Annotated in this window: 17 protein-coding genes and 1 riboswitch; of the genes, 8 read left to right on the top strand and 9 right to left on the bottom strand. The window is 70.4% G+C overall.

The features are described from left to right. Nucleotides 1–68: 68 nt before the first annotated feature. On the bottom strand, nucleotides 69–698 hold the full coding sequence (abxC, locus tag IEY33_RS14345; protein ID WP_188963977.1) for a monothiol bacilliredoxin AbxC: 630 nt from the start codon (nucleotides 696–698) through the stop codon (nucleotides 69–71). 302 nt (nucleotides 699–1,000) lie between these two features. Between abxC and IEY33_RS14340 the strand changes: the two genes are divergently transcribed. Continuing rightward, nucleotides 1,001–1,510: an HNH endonuclease gene (locus IEY33_RS14340; protein WP_188964046.1), complete on the top strand. Its 510-nt coding sequence runs from the start codon at nucleotides 1,001–1,003 to the stop codon at nucleotides 1,508–1,510. 162 nt (nucleotides 1,511–1,672) lie between these two features. On the opposite strand, the gene IEY33_RS14335 is transcribed toward IEY33_RS14340, so the two are convergent. From IEY33_RS14335 to uvrB, 3 genes are all read right to left on the bottom strand, one after another. After that, a complete protein-coding gene (locus tag IEY33_RS14335; RefSeq protein ID WP_188963976.1) occupies nucleotides 1,673–2,218 on the bottom strand; it encodes a dihydrofolate reductase family protein in 546 nt (181 codons plus the stop codon). A 7-nt stretch (nucleotides 2,219–2,225) separates the two neighbouring features. Next, nucleotides 2,226–3,185: an NAD-dependent epimerase/dehydratase family protein gene (locus IEY33_RS14330; protein ID WP_188963975.1), complete on the bottom strand. Its 960-nt coding sequence runs from the start codon at nucleotides 3,183–3,185 to the stop codon at nucleotides 2,226–2,228. Nucleotides 3,186–3,274: 89 nt separating this feature from the next. Further along, a complete protein-coding gene (uvrB, locus tag IEY33_RS14325) occupies nucleotides 3,275–5,290 on the bottom strand; it encodes an excinuclease ABC subunit UvrB (RefSeq protein ID WP_188963974.1) in 2,016 nt (671 codons plus the stop codon). Nucleotides 5,291–5,458: 168 nt separating this feature from the next. Between uvrB and IEY33_RS14320 the strand changes: the two genes are divergently transcribed. From IEY33_RS14320 to IEY33_RS14310, 3 genes are read left to right on the top strand one after another with little or no spacing between them, the layout of a single operon-like run. Further along, nucleotides 5,459–6,025 carry a YIP1 family protein gene (locus tag IEY33_RS14320; protein WP_188963973.1) on the top strand — a complete coding sequence of 189 codons (567 nt, stop codon included), beginning with the start codon at nucleotides 5,459–5,461 and terminating at the stop codon, nucleotides 6,023–6,025. 33 nt (nucleotides 6,026–6,058) lie between these two features. Continuing rightward, nucleotides 6,059–6,655: a glycerol-3-phosphate acyltransferase gene (locus IEY33_RS14315; protein WP_188963972.1), complete on the top strand. Its 597-nt coding sequence runs from the start codon at nucleotides 6,059–6,061 to the stop codon at nucleotides 6,653–6,655. After that, nucleotides 6,652–8,811 carry a hypothetical protein gene (locus IEY33_RS14310; RefSeq protein ID WP_229671032.1) on the top strand — a complete coding sequence of 720 codons (2,160 nt, stop codon included), beginning with the start codon at nucleotides 6,652–6,654 and terminating at the stop codon, nucleotides 8,809–8,811. Before IEY33_RS14315 ends, IEY33_RS14310 begins: the two co-directional genes overlap by 4 nt. A gap of 228 nt (nucleotides 8,812–9,039) precedes the next feature. Here IEY33_RS14310 and IEY33_RS14305 read toward each other — a convergent pair whose 3' ends face one another. Beyond that, complete coding sequence (locus IEY33_RS14305) at nucleotides 9,040–9,678, bottom strand: SRPBCC family protein (protein WP_188963971.1); 639 nt, start codon at nucleotides 9,676–9,678, stop codon at nucleotides 9,040–9,042. Nucleotides 9,679–9,825: 147 nt separating this feature from the next. Here IEY33_RS14305 and IEY33_RS14300 point away from each other — a divergent pair, with 147 nt between their 5' ends. Both IEY33_RS14300 and IEY33_RS14295 read left to right on the top strand, forming a co-directional pair. After that, complete coding sequence (locus tag IEY33_RS14300) at nucleotides 9,826–10,824, top strand: DMT family transporter (protein WP_229671031.1); 999 nt, start codon at nucleotides 9,826–9,828, stop codon at nucleotides 10,822–10,824. Next, nucleotides 10,821–12,299 carry an ABC transporter permease subunit gene (locus IEY33_RS14295; protein ID WP_188963970.1) on the top strand — a complete coding sequence of 493 codons (1,479 nt, stop codon included), beginning with the start codon at nucleotides 10,821–10,823 and terminating at the stop codon, nucleotides 12,297–12,299. The genes IEY33_RS14300 and IEY33_RS14295 overlap by 4 nt, the downstream gene beginning before the upstream one ends. Nucleotides 12,300–12,341: 42 nt before the next feature. Here the strand turns inward: IEY33_RS14295 and IEY33_RS14290 are convergent, their stop codons facing one another. Next, the gene (locus IEY33_RS14290) at nucleotides 12,342–12,908 is read right to left on the bottom strand and encodes a DUF1990 domain-containing protein (protein ID WP_188963969.1); all 567 of its coding nucleotides are present in this window, start codon (nucleotides 12,906–12,908) and stop codon (nucleotides 12,342–12,344) included. 90 nt (nucleotides 12,909–12,998) lie between these two features. Then, a riboswitch (FMN riboswitch) is annotated at nucleotides 12,999–13,177 on the top strand. Between the two features lie 34 nt (nucleotides 13,178–13,211). On the opposite strand from IEY33_RS14290, the gene IEY33_RS14285 reads away from it, so the two are divergent. Beyond that, entirely contained in the window at nucleotides 13,212–14,198 is a 987-nt protein-coding gene (locus IEY33_RS14285) for an ABC transporter substrate-binding protein (protein ID WP_188963968.1), read from the top strand. Nucleotides 14,199–14,506: 308 nt separating this feature from the next. Here IEY33_RS14285 and IEY33_RS14280 read toward each other — a convergent pair whose 3' ends face one another. Continuing rightward, complete coding sequence (locus IEY33_RS14280) at nucleotides 14,507–15,331, bottom strand: NAD-dependent epimerase/dehydratase family protein (RefSeq protein ID WP_188963967.1); 825 nt, start codon at nucleotides 15,329–15,331, stop codon at nucleotides 14,507–14,509. 259 nt (nucleotides 15,332–15,590) lie between these two features. Between IEY33_RS14280 and IEY33_RS14275 the strand changes: the two genes are divergently transcribed. Beyond that, the gene (locus IEY33_RS14275; protein ID WP_188963966.1) at nucleotides 15,591–17,333 is read left to right on the top strand and encodes a DUF937 domain-containing protein; all 1,743 of its coding nucleotides are present in this window, start codon (nucleotides 15,591–15,593) and stop codon (nucleotides 17,331–17,333) included. Between the two features lie 180 nt (nucleotides 17,334–17,513). On the opposite strand, the gene IEY33_RS14270 is transcribed toward IEY33_RS14275, so the two are convergent. Together IEY33_RS14270 and IEY33_RS14265 are read right to left on the bottom strand one after the other, a co-directional pair. Further along, nucleotides 17,514–18,413 (bottom strand): DUF4384 domain-containing protein, encoded by a 900-nt coding sequence (locus tag IEY33_RS14270; protein WP_188963965.1) that lies wholly within the window; start codon nucleotides 18,411–18,413, stop codon nucleotides 17,514–17,516. 98 nt (nucleotides 18,414–18,511) lie between these two features. Next, on the bottom strand, nucleotides 18,512–18,850 hold the full coding sequence (locus IEY33_RS14265; RefSeq protein ID WP_188964043.1) for an ArsC/Spx/MgsR family protein: 339 nt from the start codon (nucleotides 18,848–18,850) through the stop codon (nucleotides 18,512–18,514). Nucleotides 18,851–19,093 lie beyond the last annotated feature (243 nt).

Here is a 19,093-nt window from a genome sequence, read left to right as displayed (position 1 = left end):
GCACACACGAGAAACGGGTGAGCCTGTTCAGACTCACCCATCTCACCTCAAGGCCTCTTACGGGACGCTTACAGGGCCGAAAGCAGCTCCTGCACGCGCTCCTTCAGGTTCCCGCGCTCCTGCGGCGCGCCCAGCTGATGCAGCCCACCGTGGTACGCGTCCGGATCCCCGAACAGGTTCGACAGCAGCTCGAACTCCCGCTTGCTGCGCAGCGACGCGTCGTCACGGAACATGTTCACGTACTGGTCCTGGAAGGCCCAGTCGGGCAGCTGCCCGTCCAGGAAGGCCCGCATCAGCGCCTTGTACGGCTCCACGCTGCCCGCCGCGCTTCCAGCCACGACCGCCGCCGCCTCGCCGCGCGCGGGCACCAGCGTCGCGAAGACCGGCTCCAGCGCCTCCGGCGTGATGTCCCAGTTGTCCACGTCGAAGACCGGCTCGCCGTCCCGGAACACGATCAGCTGCGGCGACTGGTGCGTGATGCCCGTCCGCGCCGCCACGTGGTTCGACGCCGGACGCCAGTCCACCACGCGAATGAACCCGATCGGCAGATCGTGGTCCTTCAGGAACGTCTCCAGCACCCCGAAGCCCTGCATGGTCTTGTGGCAGGTGCCCGCCTTGAACACGCCGGACAGCGGGTTCTCGGCGAGGAAGGTCTCGACCTCATCGGGGGTGGTCAGCGGAACGAGTACAGGTGTCATGCGCACAGTCTACCGGCCCCCCGTCCACCTGCAGTGAGCTGACGCAGCATCTGCCCATGAACCGGCACCGGGCCGGACCGCCGCACGCCTCTGTCCCGCACCCGTCGCCACGCCTACGTGAACCTTCATGAGTGCGCCGAACAGTCATGAGTGTGGCGCTGGCAGCAAGGCAGGACGCGTAAGCCATTGTGCGCAACACTGCTCTGACCCAAACGCGCTAAACTTTCCGTGTGAACGGGATAACGCCAAGAGCAACGACGGAGCCAACCACCCCAGAGGTGACGGGCCCGGCACGCGCGGCGGTGAATCTAAGCACCCCGCGCGTGCTTGTTTTGAACGCCTCGTACGAACCTCTCCACGTCACGAGCGCCAAGCGCGCCATCACCCTCGTGCAGTACGGCGTGGCCGAAGTGCTGGAGGAGAGCAGCGACGTCGTGCGCTCGCCCAGCACCGAACTGCTCGTCCCGAGCGTCATCCGCCTGCGCCGCTACGTGCGCCGCCCCCGCGCCCACCCCATTCCCTTCAACCGCCGCAACGTCCTGCGCCGCGACCACTTCGTCTGCCAGTACTGCGGGTCCCGCGAGGACCTCACCATCGACCACGTGCACCCCCGCTCACGCGGCGGACGGCACGGCTGGGACAACGTCGTCACCGCCTGCCGCATCTGCAACCAGCGCAAGGGCAGCCGCACGCCCGACGAGGCGCAGATGCCGCTGCGCATGCCGCCCCGCGCACCCAGCTTCGGCTTCTACGCCTACGGGCAGTTCGCGCAGATGCGCGAAGGCTGGGGCAAGTACATCGGCGAGAAGTAACACCGGATGGCTGACCGCCTGGAGTGCAGCAGAGCGGACGGCATACAAGAAGTACGGTGTTGAGGAGATGGAAGCGGGCAGGCGTCCTGCAGGGCGTCCGTCCTGCCCAAGAAGGGATGCCTTCGCTGTTCCCGGCGTCCCTGAAATAGGATCAACACCGCCTCAGGTGCCTCGCGCCTCGTACGTCGCCTGCACCAGCCCGCTCGGGAACGCTTGGCTGCCCGTGAGGGTCCACGCGCCCTCCGGCACGTCCGGCCCGAACAGCGGTACGCCGCGCCCCAGCAGCACGGGCACCCACGACAGCGTGAGGTGCGTCACGCGCCGCGCCGCGAGGCCCTGCCGGACCGTCACGCCGCCGTCCAGGTACACGTGCCTCGCCCCGCCTGCCCGCAGGCTGTCCAGCACGTCCGGCAGCGGCCCCTGCGCGAACGTCTCGCCGTGCGCGCTCCCTGGCGGCGGGCGGTGCGTGAGGACCGTCACCCGCTGTCTCGCGAAGGGCCACCCGGGAAAGCCCAGCACCGCGTCGTACGTGCGTCGTCCCATCACGACCGCGTCCGCGGACGCCATCAGGGCCGCGTACCCGGTGTCCTCGGGCGGGTCGGTGCGCACGGCGTCCAGCCACTCCAGGCCGTGATCGGCCCGCGCGATGAAGCCGTCCAGGCTCACGCCCACGAACACCGACACCCGCCAGGTCGTCCCTCCCGTCACGCGGCGCTCACCGTCCCGCTTCCCGCGCGGCGAGGATACCCGGCACGGGCCGCTCCCCGGCGGGCCGCGTGACGCTCCATGCCAGCGTGTCACGCGCCGTCTCCTCCAGCGGACGGCAGCGCAGGCCCGCCCGTTCCGCCCACGACACGTCCACCCGCATGAGGCCCGTCACGTCCAGCGCGCGCGGCACGAACAGCGGCACCTCCGCCCACCCCAGCCCGCGTTCCGCGAGTTCGGCGGCGGGTGTCCACGCCAGCTCCGACTGTGACCGGACGCCCTCGGCCACCCCGTTCAGGAACGCGTGCCACGAGCGGCTCCCGGCCGCCGCGTTGAAGGTGCCGGGCGTGCCGTCCGTCAGGAGGCGCAGCACGAACGCCGCGAGGTCCCGCGCGTCCACGTACTGCACCGGGTCGCTCCCGTCGCCCGGCGCGAGGACCGGCCCGCCCGCCGCGAGCGCTTCCGGCCACGCCGTGAACCGCCGCGTGTGATCCCACGGCCCCGCCACGATGTGCGGCCGGACGTGCGTCGCACGCTCCCCGAACACCTCGTTCACCACGCGCTCGCACAGGACCTTCAGGCCCCCGTACGCGGCCTGGACGTCCTCCGTGGCCGGGTCGTCCAGCTCCTGCAGCGGCGCGTCCTCCGGCGTCCAGTCGCGCGGCCCGGGCGCGTACACGCTCACCGTGCTGATGAACAGGTAGCGTCCCACCCGGCCCCGCAGCAGCTCCGCACTCTGCCGCACCACGCGCGGCACGTACCCGCTCACGTCCACGCACGCGTCCCACGACCCGTCCCGCAGGGCGTCCAGGCCGCCGTCCCGGTCGCCGCGCAGGCGCGTCACGCCGGGCGGCAGGTCGTCCGGTGACACCCCGCGCGTGAACACGCTCACGCTGTGCCCCGCCTCCACTGCCGCTTCCACGATGTGCCGCCCCACGAACTGCGTTCCGCCCAGCACCAGGAGATTCATGCCCCCAGCAGACCACACCCGCGCCCGGCAGGCCAGCCCCGCACAGAGGGGCCGTGACCGGGCAGGGCGTCAGGCGGGTGGGGGAGGGGTCAGCGGCGGCCGCGCTTGCGGACCTTCTGGCCGGGGATGGTGGGCTGCGAGAACTCCTTGCCCTGCAGTTTCGCCTCGATGGCGCGGATCTGGTCGCGCAGGGACGCGGCCCGCTCGAAATCCAGGTCCTCGGACGCCTGCCACATGTCGAGCTCCAGGTCCGTGAGCTGCATGGTGAGCGCGTCCTTGCCTTCGGCGAGCGTGCCGCCCGTGGGCAGTTCGGCTTCCTCCTCGCCGCGGATCACGTCACGGACGGTCTTCTTGATGCTGGTGGGCGTGATGCCGTGTTCGAGGTTGTGCGCGGTCTGCTTCTCTCGGCGGCGGCGCGTCTCGTCCATCGCGTACTGCATGGCGGGCGTGATGGTGTCGCCGTACAGGATGACTTCGCCGTTCAGGTTGCGGGCGGCGCGGCCGATCGTCTGGATGAGGGCGCGTTCGCTGCGCAGGAAGCCGGGCTTGTCGGCGTCCAGAATGGCGACCAGACTCACTTCCGGCAGGTCGAGGCCCTCGCGCAGCAGGTTGATGCCGATCAGCACGTCGTAATGCCCGAGGCGCAGGTCGCGGATGATGACCTGCCGTTCGACCGCGTCGATGTCGCTGTGCATGTAGCGGGCGCGGACGCCCTTCTCCAGCAGGTACTCGCTGAGGTCCTCGCTCATGCGTTTGGTGAGCGTCGTGACGAGCACCCGCTCCCCGATGCCTGCCCGCTGCCGGATGCGGCCCAGCAGGTCCTCGATCTGTCCCTGGATGGGACGCACCGTCACCTGCGGGTCGACGAGACCGGTGGGGCGGATGATCTGGTCGGCGGTGTTGTCGCTCACCTCGCGCTCGTACGGGCCGGGCGTGGCGGACACGTACACCGTCTGCCCGGTCTTTTCCAGGAACTCCTGGAAGTTCAGGGGGCGGTTGTCGAGCGCCGAGGGGAGGCGGAAACCGTAATCCACCAGCGTCTGCTTGCGGGCGCGGTCGCCGTTCGCCATCCCGCCGATCTGGGGGACGGTGACGTGCGACTCGTCGATGAACGTGATGAAGTTGTCGGGGAAGTAGTCGAGCATGGTGTACGGCGTGGCGCCCGACGCGCGCCCGTCGATGTGCCGCGAGTAGTTCTCGATGCCGGAGCAGTACCCGAGGACCTTCAGCATCTCCAGGTCGTACAGGGTGCGTTCCTTGATGCGCTGCGCTTCGAGCAGTTTGCCCATGCTGCGGAAGTACTCGAGGCGCTCGTCGAGTTCCTGCTGGATGGTGACGATGGCCCGCTCCACGTTCCCGGCGGACGCCACGTAGTGCTTGGCGGGGTACACGACAGTCGCGTCGAGCGTGGCGAGCGCGTCGCCGCTGACGGGGTGCACCACCTGGATGCGTTCGAGGTCGTCGCCCCACAGTTCGAGGCGCAGCGGCTGCTCGTCGTAGCTGGGCCAGATCTCCAGGGTGTCGCCCTTGGCGCGGAAGCGGCCGGGCGCGAGTTCGATGTCGTTGCGTTCGTACTGCATGGTCACGAGCCGCTCCAGGATCGCGTCGCGCCCGATCGGTTCGCCGGCCTTCAGCACGAGGTTCAGCGCGCGGTACTCTTCGGGGTCGCCGAGGCCGTAGATGCAGCTGACGCTGGCGACGACGATGGTGTCGGGCCGCGTCAGGAGGCTGCGGGTGGCGGAGTGCCGCAGGCGCTCGATCTCGTGGTTGATGTTGGCGTCCTTCTCGATGAAGAGGTCCTTGCCCGGCACGTACGCTTCCGGCTGGTAGTAGTCGTAGTACGAGATGAAGAACTCCACGGCGCTGCCGGGGAAGAACTCGCGGAACTCGCTGGCGAGCTGCGCCGTGAGGATCTTGTTGGGGGCCATGATGAGGGCGGGGCGGCCCGTCTCCTCGATGACCTTGGCCATGGTGTACGTCTTGCCGGTGCCGGTGGCGCCGAGCAGCGTCTGGGAGCGCAGTCCGGACTCCAGGCCTTCTACCAGGCTGCGGATGGCGGTCGGCTGGTCTCCTGCCGGTCTGTACTCTGACTCTACCCTGAGCATCCGTTCATTTTACGGCATGGACGTATTGTCTGTGTGGTCTGCGGCACACGCGCTCCCTCACCCAACCTTCACGTCCCGCCGCATCACGCCCCTCCACCGTTCGGATGACGCGCCCCGCCCCGCCACCCCGTATGCTGCACTCAGGCACACCACCCCACCGGAGGAACCATGACGCAGCCCAACCCGCAGGCCACCATCCAGGACATGTTCCCGCAGAGCGTCGCCGTGCTCTCCCAGCCGAGCGTCGCCGCCTTCGAACGCTTCGAACGCCGCGGCGGCACCCGCGAGGCCGCCATCTACGTCCTGCTCGCCGCCCTCGTCTCGGGCCTCATCGCGGGCTTCTTCGCGGTCTTCCACTCCGACGTGACCGTCCTCGGGCAGTTCTTCAGCCGCCTCGTCCAGACGATCCTCGGCTTCGGGATCTTCACGGGCCTCGTGTACCTCGTCGGGCGCGGCATCTTCAAGGGCACCGGCACGTACCCCGAAGTGGCGTACACCTTCGCGCTGTTCTTCGTGCCGATCAGCATCGTCAGCACCGTCATCGGCGTGATCCCCGTCCTCGGCTGGCTCGTCAGCTGGCTCCTCAGCCTCGTCACCGTGTACTTCGGCTTCCTGGCCGTGCAGTCCAGCATGAACCTGCGCGACACCGTTCAGGCCGCCGTCACGCTCGTGCTGTCCGGCATCGGGTACCTCGTCGTGCTGGCCGTCCTCGGCTCGCTGTTCCTGCTCCGCTGACCCCCGTCCCCGATTCCCTCTAGACTGTCCGTCATGGTCGCCGTCCTCGTTCTGCTGCTCTCGTATCTGCTCGGCTCGCTGGTGTTCGGCGTGCTGTACTCGCGCCTGCGGGGCCGCGACATCCGCGACAAGGACCTGCCCGGCGGCAGCGGCACGTACCGGCAGTACGGCCTGTGGCCCGCCATCATCGTGACGGCCCTCGACATCGGCAAGGGCATCCTGGCGGCCGTCGTGACGCAGCACTACGCCCCGCAGTACACGTGGCTGGCCGTGGCGGGAGTCACGCTCGGCCACTGCTACCCCGTCTACTTCCGCTTCTCCGGCGGGGGCGGCATCGCACCGTTCAACGGGGCCTTCATGGGCGCCGCGCCCCTCACGGCCACGCCCACCTTCATCGTCACGCTGCTCATCATCCCGCTGTACAAGGCGACCCTGCAGAAACGCCTCAAGCTGAACGCCATTCCCTTCGCGGCCGCCTGCATGCTGGTCATCGGGGTGGCGTTCTCGCTGCTGCTGCACCGCGGCCTCGCGGAATTCCTGGCGGGCGGGGCCGTGATGGCGGCGCGCGCCGTGCACATGCTGCTGCAACCTGACCCCGGCCAGGACGCGGGGGGGAAGGCCACCACTTGACGCGTCCCGCGCCGCGCCGCGCCCGCCGCCCCCTGGCCGCCTTCCGGGGCGGCCTCGCCGCGCTGGCCGCCACGCTCGGCCTGCTCGGCGCGGGCCTCGCGGGTGCGGACGCCGCCCTCGACGCCCGCACCCTCACGTACCAGAACGACGACGGCCTGACCACCTGGACCCGCACGTACCCGCCGGAACTCGGCCCGATCAGCGGCCCGCTCCGCCAGGACGGCCTGACGTGGCTCGCCGTCGGCCCCGCCCTGTACGGCTACGCCGACGACGGCGAACAGCGCGTCCGGCTGGACTTCCCCGGCGAGGTGTCCGCCCTGGACGGCGGGGGCGGCACGCTGCAGGCCACCGCCGGGTTCGGCAGCGTCCGGCAGACCTTCACGGTCGCCGAGATGCAGATCCAGGGCCGCGTGGTCCTCCCGCCCGACCCGCAGGTGACCGGCTGGCTCGCCCGCGCCGCCAGCGTCGTCCCGCAGTCGCAGCTCGTGCAGGCGAGCCAGCAGGACCCCGCCAACCCCTTCCTGAACCTGCGTCTCGCGCGCCTCTCCGAACTGCGCGGCGACCGCTACGGCGCCATCTCGGCCGCGCAGCGCGCCGTGACGGCCGAGGTGCCGTTCGCGGCGTCCGTGCAGCTCGCCGCGCAACTCGACGCGGCCGGCTACCCCGCCGCTGCCGACCTCTCCCTTGACCGCGCCGCGAGCGACTGGGCGGCACGCGGCTACGACCCGGCCCTCACCGTCAGCCAGGACGCACTGCGCGCGTACGGCGACCCGCTCGGCGAACTGAACACCCTGCTCGCCCAGAACAAACTCCGCCGCGCCGAGGCCTGGATCCGCTACCTGCGCCTCGTCTCACCGCGCTTCCAGGGCTACCCGGAACTGTACGCCCGCTACGCCCGCATCCTCGACGCGCAGGACCGTGGCGGGGAGGCCGACGAGTGGCGGCAGTTCTCCCACGACCTGTCCGCCGGGACGCTCTACAACCTCGGACCCGGCTCGCTGCTCATCCTGCAGGCCGCGTCGCGCCTGCTGGCGGCCGCGCTGCTGCTCGCCATCCTCGCCGCCCTCAGCGGGTACGCCGTGCACTACTGGCGCGTGCAGGGCGAGGACCTCGCGCCGCTCGGCGGCCGCTGGCGCAGCTGGCTGCGGCACCCGCTGTCCCGCGCGCGGCGCATCACGCTCGGCTACGCGGGCTTCGGCGAGAAACTGGTGCTCGTCGCGCTGCTGCTCGGCCTGCTCATCAGCCTGTCCGCGTGGGTGTGGACGGGCCGCGTCAACGCGCGCCTGCTCTCCCCGGCCCTCACGGCCGGCACGTACGGCGGCGCGTGGTTCTACGACGGCCTCGACCGCCTCGCCCTGAGCGGCAACGCGGCCGACATCGCCCTCATCCGCGGCCTCGCCTCGCAGCTCGACGGGGACACCGCCACCGCCCGCCAGACGTACGCCCGTGCCGGCACGGCCCCCTCCGCCTGCATCCAGAACAACCTCGGCGTGCTGTCCGGCGTGGGCGGCGACACCGCCCAGGCCCGCGACAGTTACCGGCAGGCGCTCGCGCTGGACCCCGGCCAGGTGCCCGCCTCGTACAACCTGGGCCTGCACCCGCAATCGCCCGAGACGGCCTTCCAGGAGAGCCAGCGCTCCAACCAGCCGCGGCTATGCTACCCGGACCAGCAGACGCTCATCCAGGCGCTCGACACGCCGCCCGGCAGCTCCGTCCTGGGCCTGCTGCGCGACCCGTGGAACGTCCTGAACGGCCTCCCGACCGGCCTGCCGCGCCCGCTGCAGTGGATGTGGGTGACGCTGCTGCTGGCCCTGCTGACCGCCAGCATCCTGTGGCTCGCCGTGCCGCGCCTCCCGGCCGGTCACGCCGCCGGACGCCCGCCGCTGTACCGCCTGACGGCCCTGCTGCTGCCCGGCTCGGCCCTGCTGGAAGGCGCGTGGGGCAGCGTGCTGCTGCTCGGCTGGGCACTCACGCTGGCCGTCCTGGCCGGACGGCGCGGCCTGATCCCGTCCGGCGCGCTTCTCGGCTCGGCCGGAGCGGGCCTCGGCGCGTTCCTGGTGACGCTGCTCGCCGCGATCTACGCGCTGAACATCCTGGTGTTCGTGCTCGAAGAACTCCGCTCCGCCCGCGACGCCCGCCGCTCCCGCCGCAGCTGACCCCGGCACGAGAAGGCGCGGACACAGGAGGAATCCCCGTGCCCGCGCCTTCGTGCCTGCCTGATACGGTCTTGATCCGATTCCAGGGATGCCGGGAAAAGCACCGACATCCCTTCTTGGGCAAAACAGCGCCCTGCAGGACGCTTGCCCGCTTTCACCTCCTCAAAACCGTACTTTTTGGTGCTCGCTTCGCTCGGCTGAACTCCAAAAGTTCAGCTCAAAACCGGATCAGTTCTTGCTGCTGCTCTGTTCGAAGGCCTGCTTGAACTTCTGCAGGTCCTCCGCGATCTGCTGGCTCGGCTCGCTGCCGAACATCTTCGCGACCGCCGCGCCGAGCGGCCCGGCCGGGGGACGGTAGCTGAGCGCGACGTGTACGCGCGTCCCGCCGCCCGCCAGCGACTCGAACTGCACGCTGCCCGCGTTGTCGACGGTCGCGCCGGGCAGGCTGTGCCAGCCGATGCGCTCGCCGGGCTTGTCGTTCACGATCTCCGCTTCCCACTCCACGTGACTGCCGAGCGGCGCCTTCGCGACCCAGCGGCTGCGGCGGTCGTCGAGGACCGTCACGGACTCCAGGTGGCTCATGATGTGCGGCAGGTTCTCCAGCTTGCGCCAGTAGTCGTACACCTGCTGCGCGGGCCGGTCGATGACGACGCTGTGCTCCACGAAGATCGGCTTGCTGGCGACCGTGCCGCCGCCCGCCGCCTGCATCACCGGGTCGTTGCCGGTCGCGGCGCGGTACACGAGGTACCCGCCTGCCGCTGCCATCAGCAGTCCCAGCGGGCCGCGCTTGCGCGCGCCGAGAAGGGCGAGCAGCCCACCGGCGGCACCCGAGATGATTCGCTGCTCCTGACCTACGTTTGTATCCATGCTGACCTCCGCAGTCCCCAGCGTAGCGCGAACGGGTGTGTGGCGCGCCGCGAAGGGTGAAGCTTCCCTTCATGCCGCGTCCCGCCGCGCCCACGCCCGCTGGCCCGCCCGTGCGCCGGTCCTGCCGGGCGGTGCTAGCCTGCCAGCGTGAAGTCGTCCGCCGCCCCGATTGCCAAGGCCGCCAGCAGCCCCGCCCGCTTCGACCCGCTGAGCCTGGGGGCCGTGCTGTTCACCATCGTGTTCTGGGCGTCCGCCTTCGCGGGCATCCGCGAGGGCCTGCGCGCCTTCACGCCCGAACACCTCGCGCTGTACCGCTTCCTGGTGGCGAGCGCCGTGCTGGGCGGGTACGCGGTCCTGAAGCGCTTCCCGCTCCCGTCCCGCCCGGACGCGCTGCGCATCCTGGCGGTCAGCGTGTGCGGCATCTCGCTGTACCACGTGCTCCTGAACATCGGGGAGCTGAGCGTACCCGCCGGGACGGCCAGCCTCATCATCGCGGCCGGGCCGGTCTTCACGGCGCTCCTCGCGGCCCGCTTCAGCGGCGAGCGCCTCAACGCGACCGGGTGGATCGGCACGGCCGTCAGCCTGGCGGGCGTCACCCTGATCGTGCTCGGCAACCCCGGCAGTCTGCACGCCACGACGCAAGGCCTGAGCGGCCTGCACGCCACGACGCAAGGCCTGAGCAGCCTGCACGCCCCCACCCAGGGTGCTCTCAGCTTCACGCAGGGCGCCCTGCTGATCCTCGCGGCGGCCCTCTTCACCAGTGTGTACTTCGTGTTCCAGCGGCCCATCCTGAAACGCGTGCCGCCCGCGCAGTTCACGGTCTGGAGCCTGATCGCCGGGACGATCCCCATGCTGGTCTTCCTGCCGGGCCTCGGCGCGCAGCTCGCGCAGGCGCCCGTGCGCGCGCACCTCGCGGTCGTGTACCTGGGCGTGTTCCCGTCCGCGCTCGCGTACCTCAGCTGGACCTTCGCGATCTCGCGGGTCGGGGCGGGCCGCACCACCAGCTTCCTTTACGTCAGCCCGGTGTTCGCCATCCTGATCGCGTGGCTGTGGCTGCACGAGACGCCCGCCCTGCTGAGCGTGCTGGGCGGCCTGATCGCGGTGGGCGGCGTGATTCTCGTCAACACGCGCGGGCGGCTCACGTGACGCCCGGCCAGGACGGCGGGAACGCCATCGAACTGAGCGGCGTGCGCGTCCGGCTGGGCGGCACCGTCATTCTGGACGACGTGAACCTGCAGGTGCGGCGCGGCGAGTTCCTCGCCCTGATCGGCCCGAGCGGCGGCGGCAAGAGCACCCTGCTGCGCGTCATCGGCGGCCTCCTGACGCCCGAGGCGGGACAGGTGCGGGTCAGCACGCCGCCCGCCTTCGTGTTCCAGGATTACCGGCTGCTGCCGTGGCGGACGGCGCTCGCCAACGTGCGCCTGCCCGCCGACCTGAACCTCGGCCAGCTCGGCGCGGACGCCGCCCTGAAACTCGTCGGCATGAACGACTTCGGCGCGTACTACCCCGCGCAGCTGTCCGGCGGGATGCGCGCCCGCGTGGCCCTCGCGCGGGCACTCGCGCAGTCGGGCGACGTGCTGCTGCTCGACGAGCCGTTCGCGGCCCTCGACGCGCTCGTCCGCGAACGCTTCAACGACGAACTGCTGCACCTGCACGACAAGACCGGCCGCACCACCGTCCTCGTCACGCACTCCATCCGTGAGGCCACGTACCTCGCCGACCGGGTCGCCGTGCTGCGCGACGGCCGCATCGTCCGCGTGCTCGACACCGCCCGCCAGGGCCGCGCGAGCGCGTACACCGAGGGCCTCGAAGCGGAACTGCGCGCCCTGCTCGGCGAGGGCGACAGCACCCGCCTGCGCGAGGACGCAAGGCGCGGCCCGCCCCTCGGGTGGCTGTGGCCCGCCCTGGCCGTCCTGCTCGGCCTGCTGCTGTGGCAGTTGATCGCCGTGACGCTGCACCAGCCGTTCCTGCTGCCCGCCCCGACCCTCGTGTGGACCGAGCTGCTCAGGGCGCACACCGAACTCCTCCCGCAGCTGTGGTTCACGGCCCGCACGGCCATCCTCGGCGCGCTGCTCGGCACGCTCGTCGGCCTCCTGATCGGCTACCCGCTCGGCCGCTCGCACTGGCTGGAACGCTTCCTGAGCCCCTTCCTCGTCGCGAGCCAGAGCACGCCCGTCGTGGTGCTCGCCCCGATCCTCATCACGGCCCTCGGCTTCGGGGTGCTGCCCGCCGTGCTCGTGTCGGCACTCAGCGCCTTCTATCCCGTCATGATCTCCGTCATGGTCGGCGTGCGCGAGGTGGACCGCGGGTACCAGGAACTGTTCCGCAGCCTGCGTGCCGGCAGCTGGCAGCGCCTGCTGCACCTCGAACTGCCCGGTGCACTCCCCGTGATGCTGGGCGGCATGCGCCTCTCCCTGAGCCTCGCGCTGATCGGCGCGGTCGTGTGGGAATTCGTGAGCAACCAGCCGGGCCTCGGCTTCGCGGTGAATCAGGCGCGCGCGTACTACAACGGCCCCCGCCAGTACGCCGCCATCGTGCTGCTGGTCCTGCTCGGCGTGACGCTCAACCAGCTCGTCGGCAGCTTGGAACGCCGCGTGCTGCGCGGCCGCCGCCAGCACTGACCCGGCCGGAAGGAGAAGGAAGGCGGGGCAGGGGAGGCCGGGTCAGCCGTTCACGGCCCGGCGCATCGCGGCCGTGTAACTGCGCGCCGCGCGCCGCTGCAACGCGCGCACGACCGGCCCGCCCAGCCGCGCGAGCGGGTGCCTGGGCCGAGAGAAGGCCAGCAGTTCGAACCACACCTCCCCGCCGGGAGCGAACCGGACCGTGAACCGTTCCTCGCCCTGCTCGGCGTGCCCGTCCAGCGTCCCGTACCCGAAGGCGCACACGCGCTCCTCGTCCACGGTGTACACCACCCGGTCCGCGATCAGGCTCCAGAAGCCCAGGTGCGCGACCTGCACCACCAGCGTCTCGCCCTCCCGGAACGCCGCGTCCGGCGTGCACAGCGTGATCCACCCGGTCCTGAACATCTGCCAGGAGTTCAGCGCGTCCCGCGCCCGCGCGTAACAGTCCGCGCCGTGCCCCAGCAGCGCCCGGTGCCGGTCGTGCGCGTACCCGGCCGGGAGAGGCCCGCCGCGCGTCCCGCCCACCTCGGGGTACGTGAGTCCCGAGCGGCGCTGGGCGTGCAGGAAGGCCTGCACGGCGGCAGGGGTGGGGCGGCGCAGCAGGAACACACCCGTACTGTATCTGCCTCGCCCGCCGGGAAACCCTGACCTTTCAGACAGTGCGTCCCGCGCCGCCCGGTATATTCATGAGTGGCGAAAGCCATCCTTCGGGGCAGGGTGAAACGCCCTACCGGCGGTGACGGTCGCGGGACACCCCGCGCCTCAGCCCGCGAAGCCAGCGCCAGATGCGGTACGGCGCGGCCCGACCCGGTGAGATTCCGGGGCCGACGGTTCCCCCGCGCACGTCGCGGGCACAGTCCGGATGAGAGAAGGAGGAGGCCGACCTGCGTCCCGTGCAGGCCGGTACACGTCATGCATTCAAACAGGAACCGTTTCGCCATCCGTCTGTCCGGTCTGCTCGCCCTGTCCCTGGCGCTCGCGCCCGCCGCGTCCGCGCAGGCGACCCGCACCGTGAACATCGGGCTGGGGTACATCCCGAACGTGCAGTTCACGCCGTTCTACGTCGCCGACAGGCTCGGGTACTTCAAGGCCGAGGGCCTGAACGTCAAGTACCAGCACGGCTACGTGTCGGAACTCATGCCGCTGCTGCTGCAGGGCAAGCTGGACTTCGTGGTCGGCGATCCCGAGGACGCCATCTTCGCGCGCGCGCAGGGCGCCGACGTCCGGTACGTGATGGCGATGTACCAGAAGATTCCCGTCACGGTCTTCAGCCTGCCCGCCAGGAACATCAACTCGGCCGCGGACCTCAAGGGCCGCACGGTCGGCATTCCCGGCACGTTCGGCAGCAGCTACTTCGCGCTGGGCGCCCTGCTGGACGCCGCGAAACTCAAGGAGAGCGACATCCGCCTCGCCAGCATCGGGTTCACGCAGCTGGAAGCGGTCCGCAGCGGCAAGGTGGACGCCGCCGTCGGCTACGTGAACAACGAGGTGGTGCAGCTCGCGGCGGCGGGCATCAAGGCCGACACGCTCGACGTGACGGGCGCGTACCCGATGGTCGGCGTGGGCCTCATGACGACCGGCAAGACCCTGACGGGCGACATCGCCAAGCGCGTCGTGCGTGCCGCGCAGCGCGGCCTGAAGTTCACGGTCGCCAGCAGCGCGCAGGCGTTCCGGGTGGCGCAGCCGGTGTTCGGGTCGGGCGGCGGGAACCTCGACGTGCTGAAGGCCAGCGTGCCGCTGATGCAGTCCGCCGCGACGCGTCAGAACGGCCTGGGGTTCAGCGACCCGGCCGGGTGGAGCAAGGCCGTCGCGTACCTGCAGCGCTCCGGGAAGCTCCCTGCGACCTTCAAGGCGACGGACTTCTACAGCAACGCCCTCATCAGCAAGACCATGAAGTGATCCGCCCGCCGGTCTGCCGGTGCTCGCGCCATGCGGCTCGCGTCACCGCTGGACCGGTGCCGCAACCGGGAGAGCCGCAGGAGAGGGGGCCACATGCCGCGCGCGCGGGTGGCCCCCTCTCCTGTCCTGCCCGCGTGCGGGTCATACGGGTTTGATCCGATTCCAGGGATGCCGGGAAAAGCACCGACATCCCTTCTTGGGCAAAACAGCGCCCTGCAGGACGCTTGCCCGCTTCCACCTCCTCAAAACCGTATTTTTTGGTGCTCGCTTCGCTCGGCTGAACTCCAAAAGTTCAGCTCAAAATCGTATCAGGAGCGCGGTTCGGTCGCGGCGAGGCCCACGTAGTCCGGCTCGGTGAACACGCCGCCCTGGTTGGACTCGGTGCGGCTGCCCTGCGCGCCCTGCGTGCGGCCCTGAACGGCCTGCAGGTAGGTTTCGGCGTCGTCCTCCGGGACGTACCCGAGGGTGTCCCAGCCGTCGCGGGTCATCCAGGCGCGCGTGTTGCCGCTGATGCCCGCCACCGTCAGGTAGCCGACGCGGGGCGCGGTGATCGCCTGCCGGAACAGCTGCACGGCGTCCCGGGGGCTGAGCCACGTGCTGAGGTTGCGTTCGTACTCCGGGCGCTGCAGGAACGAGCAGATGCGGACCGACACGAATTCCAGGCCGTGACGTTCCCAGTACATGCGGCCCAGCGCCTCGCCCGCCACCTTGCTGACGCCGTAGAACGTGTCGGGGCGGACCGGCATGTCGGGGCTGACCTGCTCGCTGCGCGGGTAGTAGCCGACCGTGTGGATGCTGGACGCGAAGGCGACGCGCGTGACGCCGTGCTCGTGCGCGGCCTGCAGGACGTGCTGCGTGCCGTCGATGTTCACGGCGCGGATGCGGTCGTAGCGGTGCTCGTTGGCGATGCCGCCCAGGTGGATCACGGCCTGCGCGCCCGCCATGGCGGCCCGGACCTGTTCGGGGTCCTGCAGGTCGGCCTGACGGTACGTTTCGTGCGCCTGCAGGTCGGCGGGGGGGTTCAGGTCCGTGAGGATCAGGTCGAAGGTGCCGTGCAGGCCGTGGCGCAGGGCCGTGCCGACCTCGCCGGACGCGCCGGTCAGCAGCACGCGCAGGGGGGGGGTGGTGGTCATGCACTCACTGTAGCGGGCCGCGCCGGAACGCCATACCTGAATGTCAATCCCCCCGCGCTGGCTGCACCTGCAGCCGTAAGGAAACATAAATGACGGATACTCCACATTTGTCTCAGGCCTCTCACATCCTTGCTAGCCTGAACTGGGAAGCCACTCATCGGGGAACGATCGTCATGCCGCTCAACTCGGACGGACGGAACTCAACCAGACGCAGGACCGGCGACTCCGCCCTCAGGAGCGCCACAAGGAGAACACCACCATGGACTTTCTCGAACTCTTCAGAAGCCAGCTGAACGGCCCGGTCATGGAACGGCTGGGCGGCGTGCTCGGCCTCGACGCCGCGCAGGCGCAGCAGATCGGCCAGGCCGTGCTGCCCGCGCAGCTCAAGGTCATCACCGACAAGGTCGCCACGACCGCCGGCGCGCAGCACGTGCTGGACCTCGCCGCGCAGGTGCCGCACGGCACGCCGCAGGACCTGCTCGCCGCCCCTGACAGCCTCACCACCCTGCGGCAGAAGGGCACGGCGCTGCTGCCGCAGCTGCTCGGTAACCGCCTCGACGACACCGTGCAGGGCCTCGCGCAGCAGACCGGCGCCAGCCGCGGCGGCGTGCAGGGCATGATGCAGATGATCCTGCCGCTCATGCTCGGCATGATCGGCCAGCAGGCCGGCAAGTTCGGCCTGAACGCTTCCACCCTCGGCGGCCTCTTCAGTGGTGGCCTCGGCGGTCTGGGCACGGCAGCAGCCGGTCTGGGCGGCGCGGCGGCGGGTCTCGGTGCGGCCGCGATGGGTGGTCTGGGCAAGGCGGCGGACGGCGTTCAGGGCACCGTGAGCGGCCTCGGTGACGGCCTGAGCGCCGGTGCGACCAACCTCAGCAAGGACGTGCGCGGCGCGGCTGCCGGGATCGGCGGTGCGGCCGCTGGCCTGGGTGCGGCGGCGGCTGGCGGTCTCGGCAGCGCTGCGGGCGCGGTCGGTGGCGCGGCACGCGGCGTGGGCGGCGCGGTCACGGACGGCATGGCGACCGTCGGTGAGGGCGCTGGGCTGGGCGGCGGCGTGCTGCACAGCAACCCGGCCCTCGGGGGCCGCAAGGGCCTCGGCTGGCTGTGGCTGCTGCCGCTGCTGCTCCTGCTGCTGCTCGGCGGCTGCTTCCTGCTGCGTGGCAAGCCCGCCGCGGTCTTCGCCGTCACCGAGCCTGCCAACGGCGCGGCCGTCAGCGGCCCCTTCGCCGTGAAAGGCACCGGCACGGCCGGCGAGGAAGTCACCGTCAGCGAGAACGGCCAGCCGGTCGGCAAGGCCACCGTCGGAGAGGACGGCACCTTCAGCGCGGACGTGCCCGCCCCCACCGCCGGTGACCACACGTACGCCATCAGCGAGGCGGGCAGCAGCGAGAACCTCAACCTGACCGTCAAGGCGGCCGCCGCGGCCGGCACGGCTGCCGGTGCGGGCGACATGAGCGGCATGGACATGAACGGCAAGTTCTCCATCGCCGCGCCCGCCTCCGACGCGAACCTCCCCGCGGGCGCCTTCGAGCTGAAGGGCAGCGGCAAGCCCGGCGACGTGCTCGAAATCTTCGAGGACGGCGTCAGCCTCGGCAAGGTCACGGTCGGCACGGACGGCATGTGGACCCTGAACGTCCCCAGCCCCGCCGCGGGCGCGCACACCTACAGCATCAAGGGACCGGACGGCGCCGAACTCGGCAGCGTCAAGGCGACCGTCGCGGCCGCGGCGGCCAGCACGGCGGCCTGCACCAAGGACTTCTCGCTCAGCATTCCCGACGGGCAGACCGTCGCCGAACCCTTCCGTTTCGGCGGCGTGGGCAGCGGCAAGAGCTACACCGTCACCGTCACGCGCGGCGACCGCAAGATCGGCAGCAAGGTCCTGCCGCTCGACGGCACCTGCGGATACAGCTACACCAGCAAGCCCGGCAAGGGCACCATCACGTACTCCGTCAGCCAGACCGGCTCGGCCGACGTGGCCGGCAAGATCACCCTGACCGTCAAGTGAGACCAGACTGAGCTGAACTCCTGAAGTTCAGTCGAGCGGCCCCCGGAGTTGTCTTCCGGGGGCCGCTTCTTCATGTCGCTGCGTCATGACGGAAGGGGCGGGACCCCTGTTCGGAAGTCCCGCCCCGTCTGCTCTCTGAGGAGGAAAGCTCCTCCATTGTGCCTCAGCTTCTGCTGAGAATCAGTTGCGTTTGATGATGACGACTTCGACCTTGCCGCCGTTCAGGGTGATGCGCAGTTCGCTGGTGCTGTTGCCGTTCTGGAACTCGCCCGCGTACCGGCCACGGTCGGCGCGGCGGTCCACCTGACGGAAGCCCTGGCGCTGCAGCTGCGCGGCGTAGTACGCGTACACGTCGTCCGCGTTGCGGTCGGTGCTGAAGGTGCTGCGCCACTCGTCACCCTGGGGGGTGTAGACGGGGAAGCCGTAGCTGGGGACGCTCACGACGGGGGCCGGGGCGGGCTGGGCGCTGTAACCCTGCGCGACGTTGTAGTACGCGGTGTCGCTGATCCAGGTGTTCTGCGGGACGGGGTTCACGACGATGCTGAGCGCCTGCGCGAGCTGCTGCTGGCCCTGCACCTTGACGTCCGCGAAGCCCTGGCTGCTGTTCTGCGTCTGGAAGGTGGCGATGTCGTTCAGGTTCAGCTGGGTCTTGGACGCGAGCGCCAGCACCTTGTTCAGGCCGTAGGGCGCGGCGATGTCGAAGGTGAAGCGGTCCTGGCTGCTGGGGAAGGCCTTGACGGTCCCGGCACGCACGTAGTTCGCGCCGCCCGCATAGCGGTTGGGGAGGATCAGGTCGACCTGCCCGTTGGGGTCCACGTTGAACAGGTATACGTATGCGTCCTGGTTCACGCTGGTGTAGATGCGGATCTTGTCGCCGACAGAGTAGTTGGGGGTCTGCGCGCCGCTGGTGTCGCGGTCCGTCCAGACCTTGACGCTCAGGCTGGTCTGCACGGGGTTCACGATGATGCTCTGCGCGGACAGCTTGGGCGCGGCCGAGGCGTTGGTGCTGACGGCCGTGCCGAGCAGGACGGCGCCGAGGGCCAGGGGGGCGAGCAGGGCGGTGAGCTTGGTCTTGTTCATGGCCGTATGGTGCTCCGCGTCACTGACCGGCAGCTGAAGAGGCCGCGCAGAAAGTACAGGCGCTTCTCAGCAACCCGTCAGAAAGGCACCGGGGGCCGTCAGTCCTGGGCGAGCATGGCGGCCCAGCCCTGCGGGTCCTCGCCGACGCTGAGCAGTTTGCCGCCGCGCACGAGCGGCAGGCGCAGCACCTCGGGGTGTTCGATGACGCGTTCGGTGAGGCGTTCCTCGCTGATGCGCAGGTACGCGAGGCCCAGCGATTCGTAGGCCTTGCCGTTCAGGTCGAGCAGGGCCGTGAGGCCGAACTTCTGCACGAACCTCCCGAGTTCGCCCCTGGCGATGGGGCGCGCGCCGAGGTCCACGAAGATCACCTTGACGCGCCGTTCCTTGAAGAAGCGTTCGGCGGCGCGCGTGGCGCTGGATTTCTTCAGGCCGAACATCTGGATGCTGGGGGCGGGCTTGCTCACGCGCCCCAGTGTAGTGCAGCGCTCCGGGCGCGTCCGCCCCCGTGGGACGGACGTGTGGGGCGGGCGACAGAGGCGTGAGGGCCGCTCACGGGTGGAGGAGGGGAGGGGTGGGGCGCGCCAGGGCGGCCGGATGCAATGGTTCGTCCGTTTGACAAACAAAACGATGGCGGCCTATCTTTAGGGCATCTAAATTTCCGAGCCGGGTGCCGTTCACCG

This window comes from Deinococcus aquiradiocola, from assembly GCF_014646915.1.
GTDB classification, from domain to species: Bacteria; Deinococcota; Deinococci; order Deinococcales; family Deinococcaceae; genus Deinococcus; species Deinococcus aquiradiocola.
Note: the sequence above shows the minus strand (reverse complement) of the source record. Positions and strands in the feature narration are given on the sequence as shown.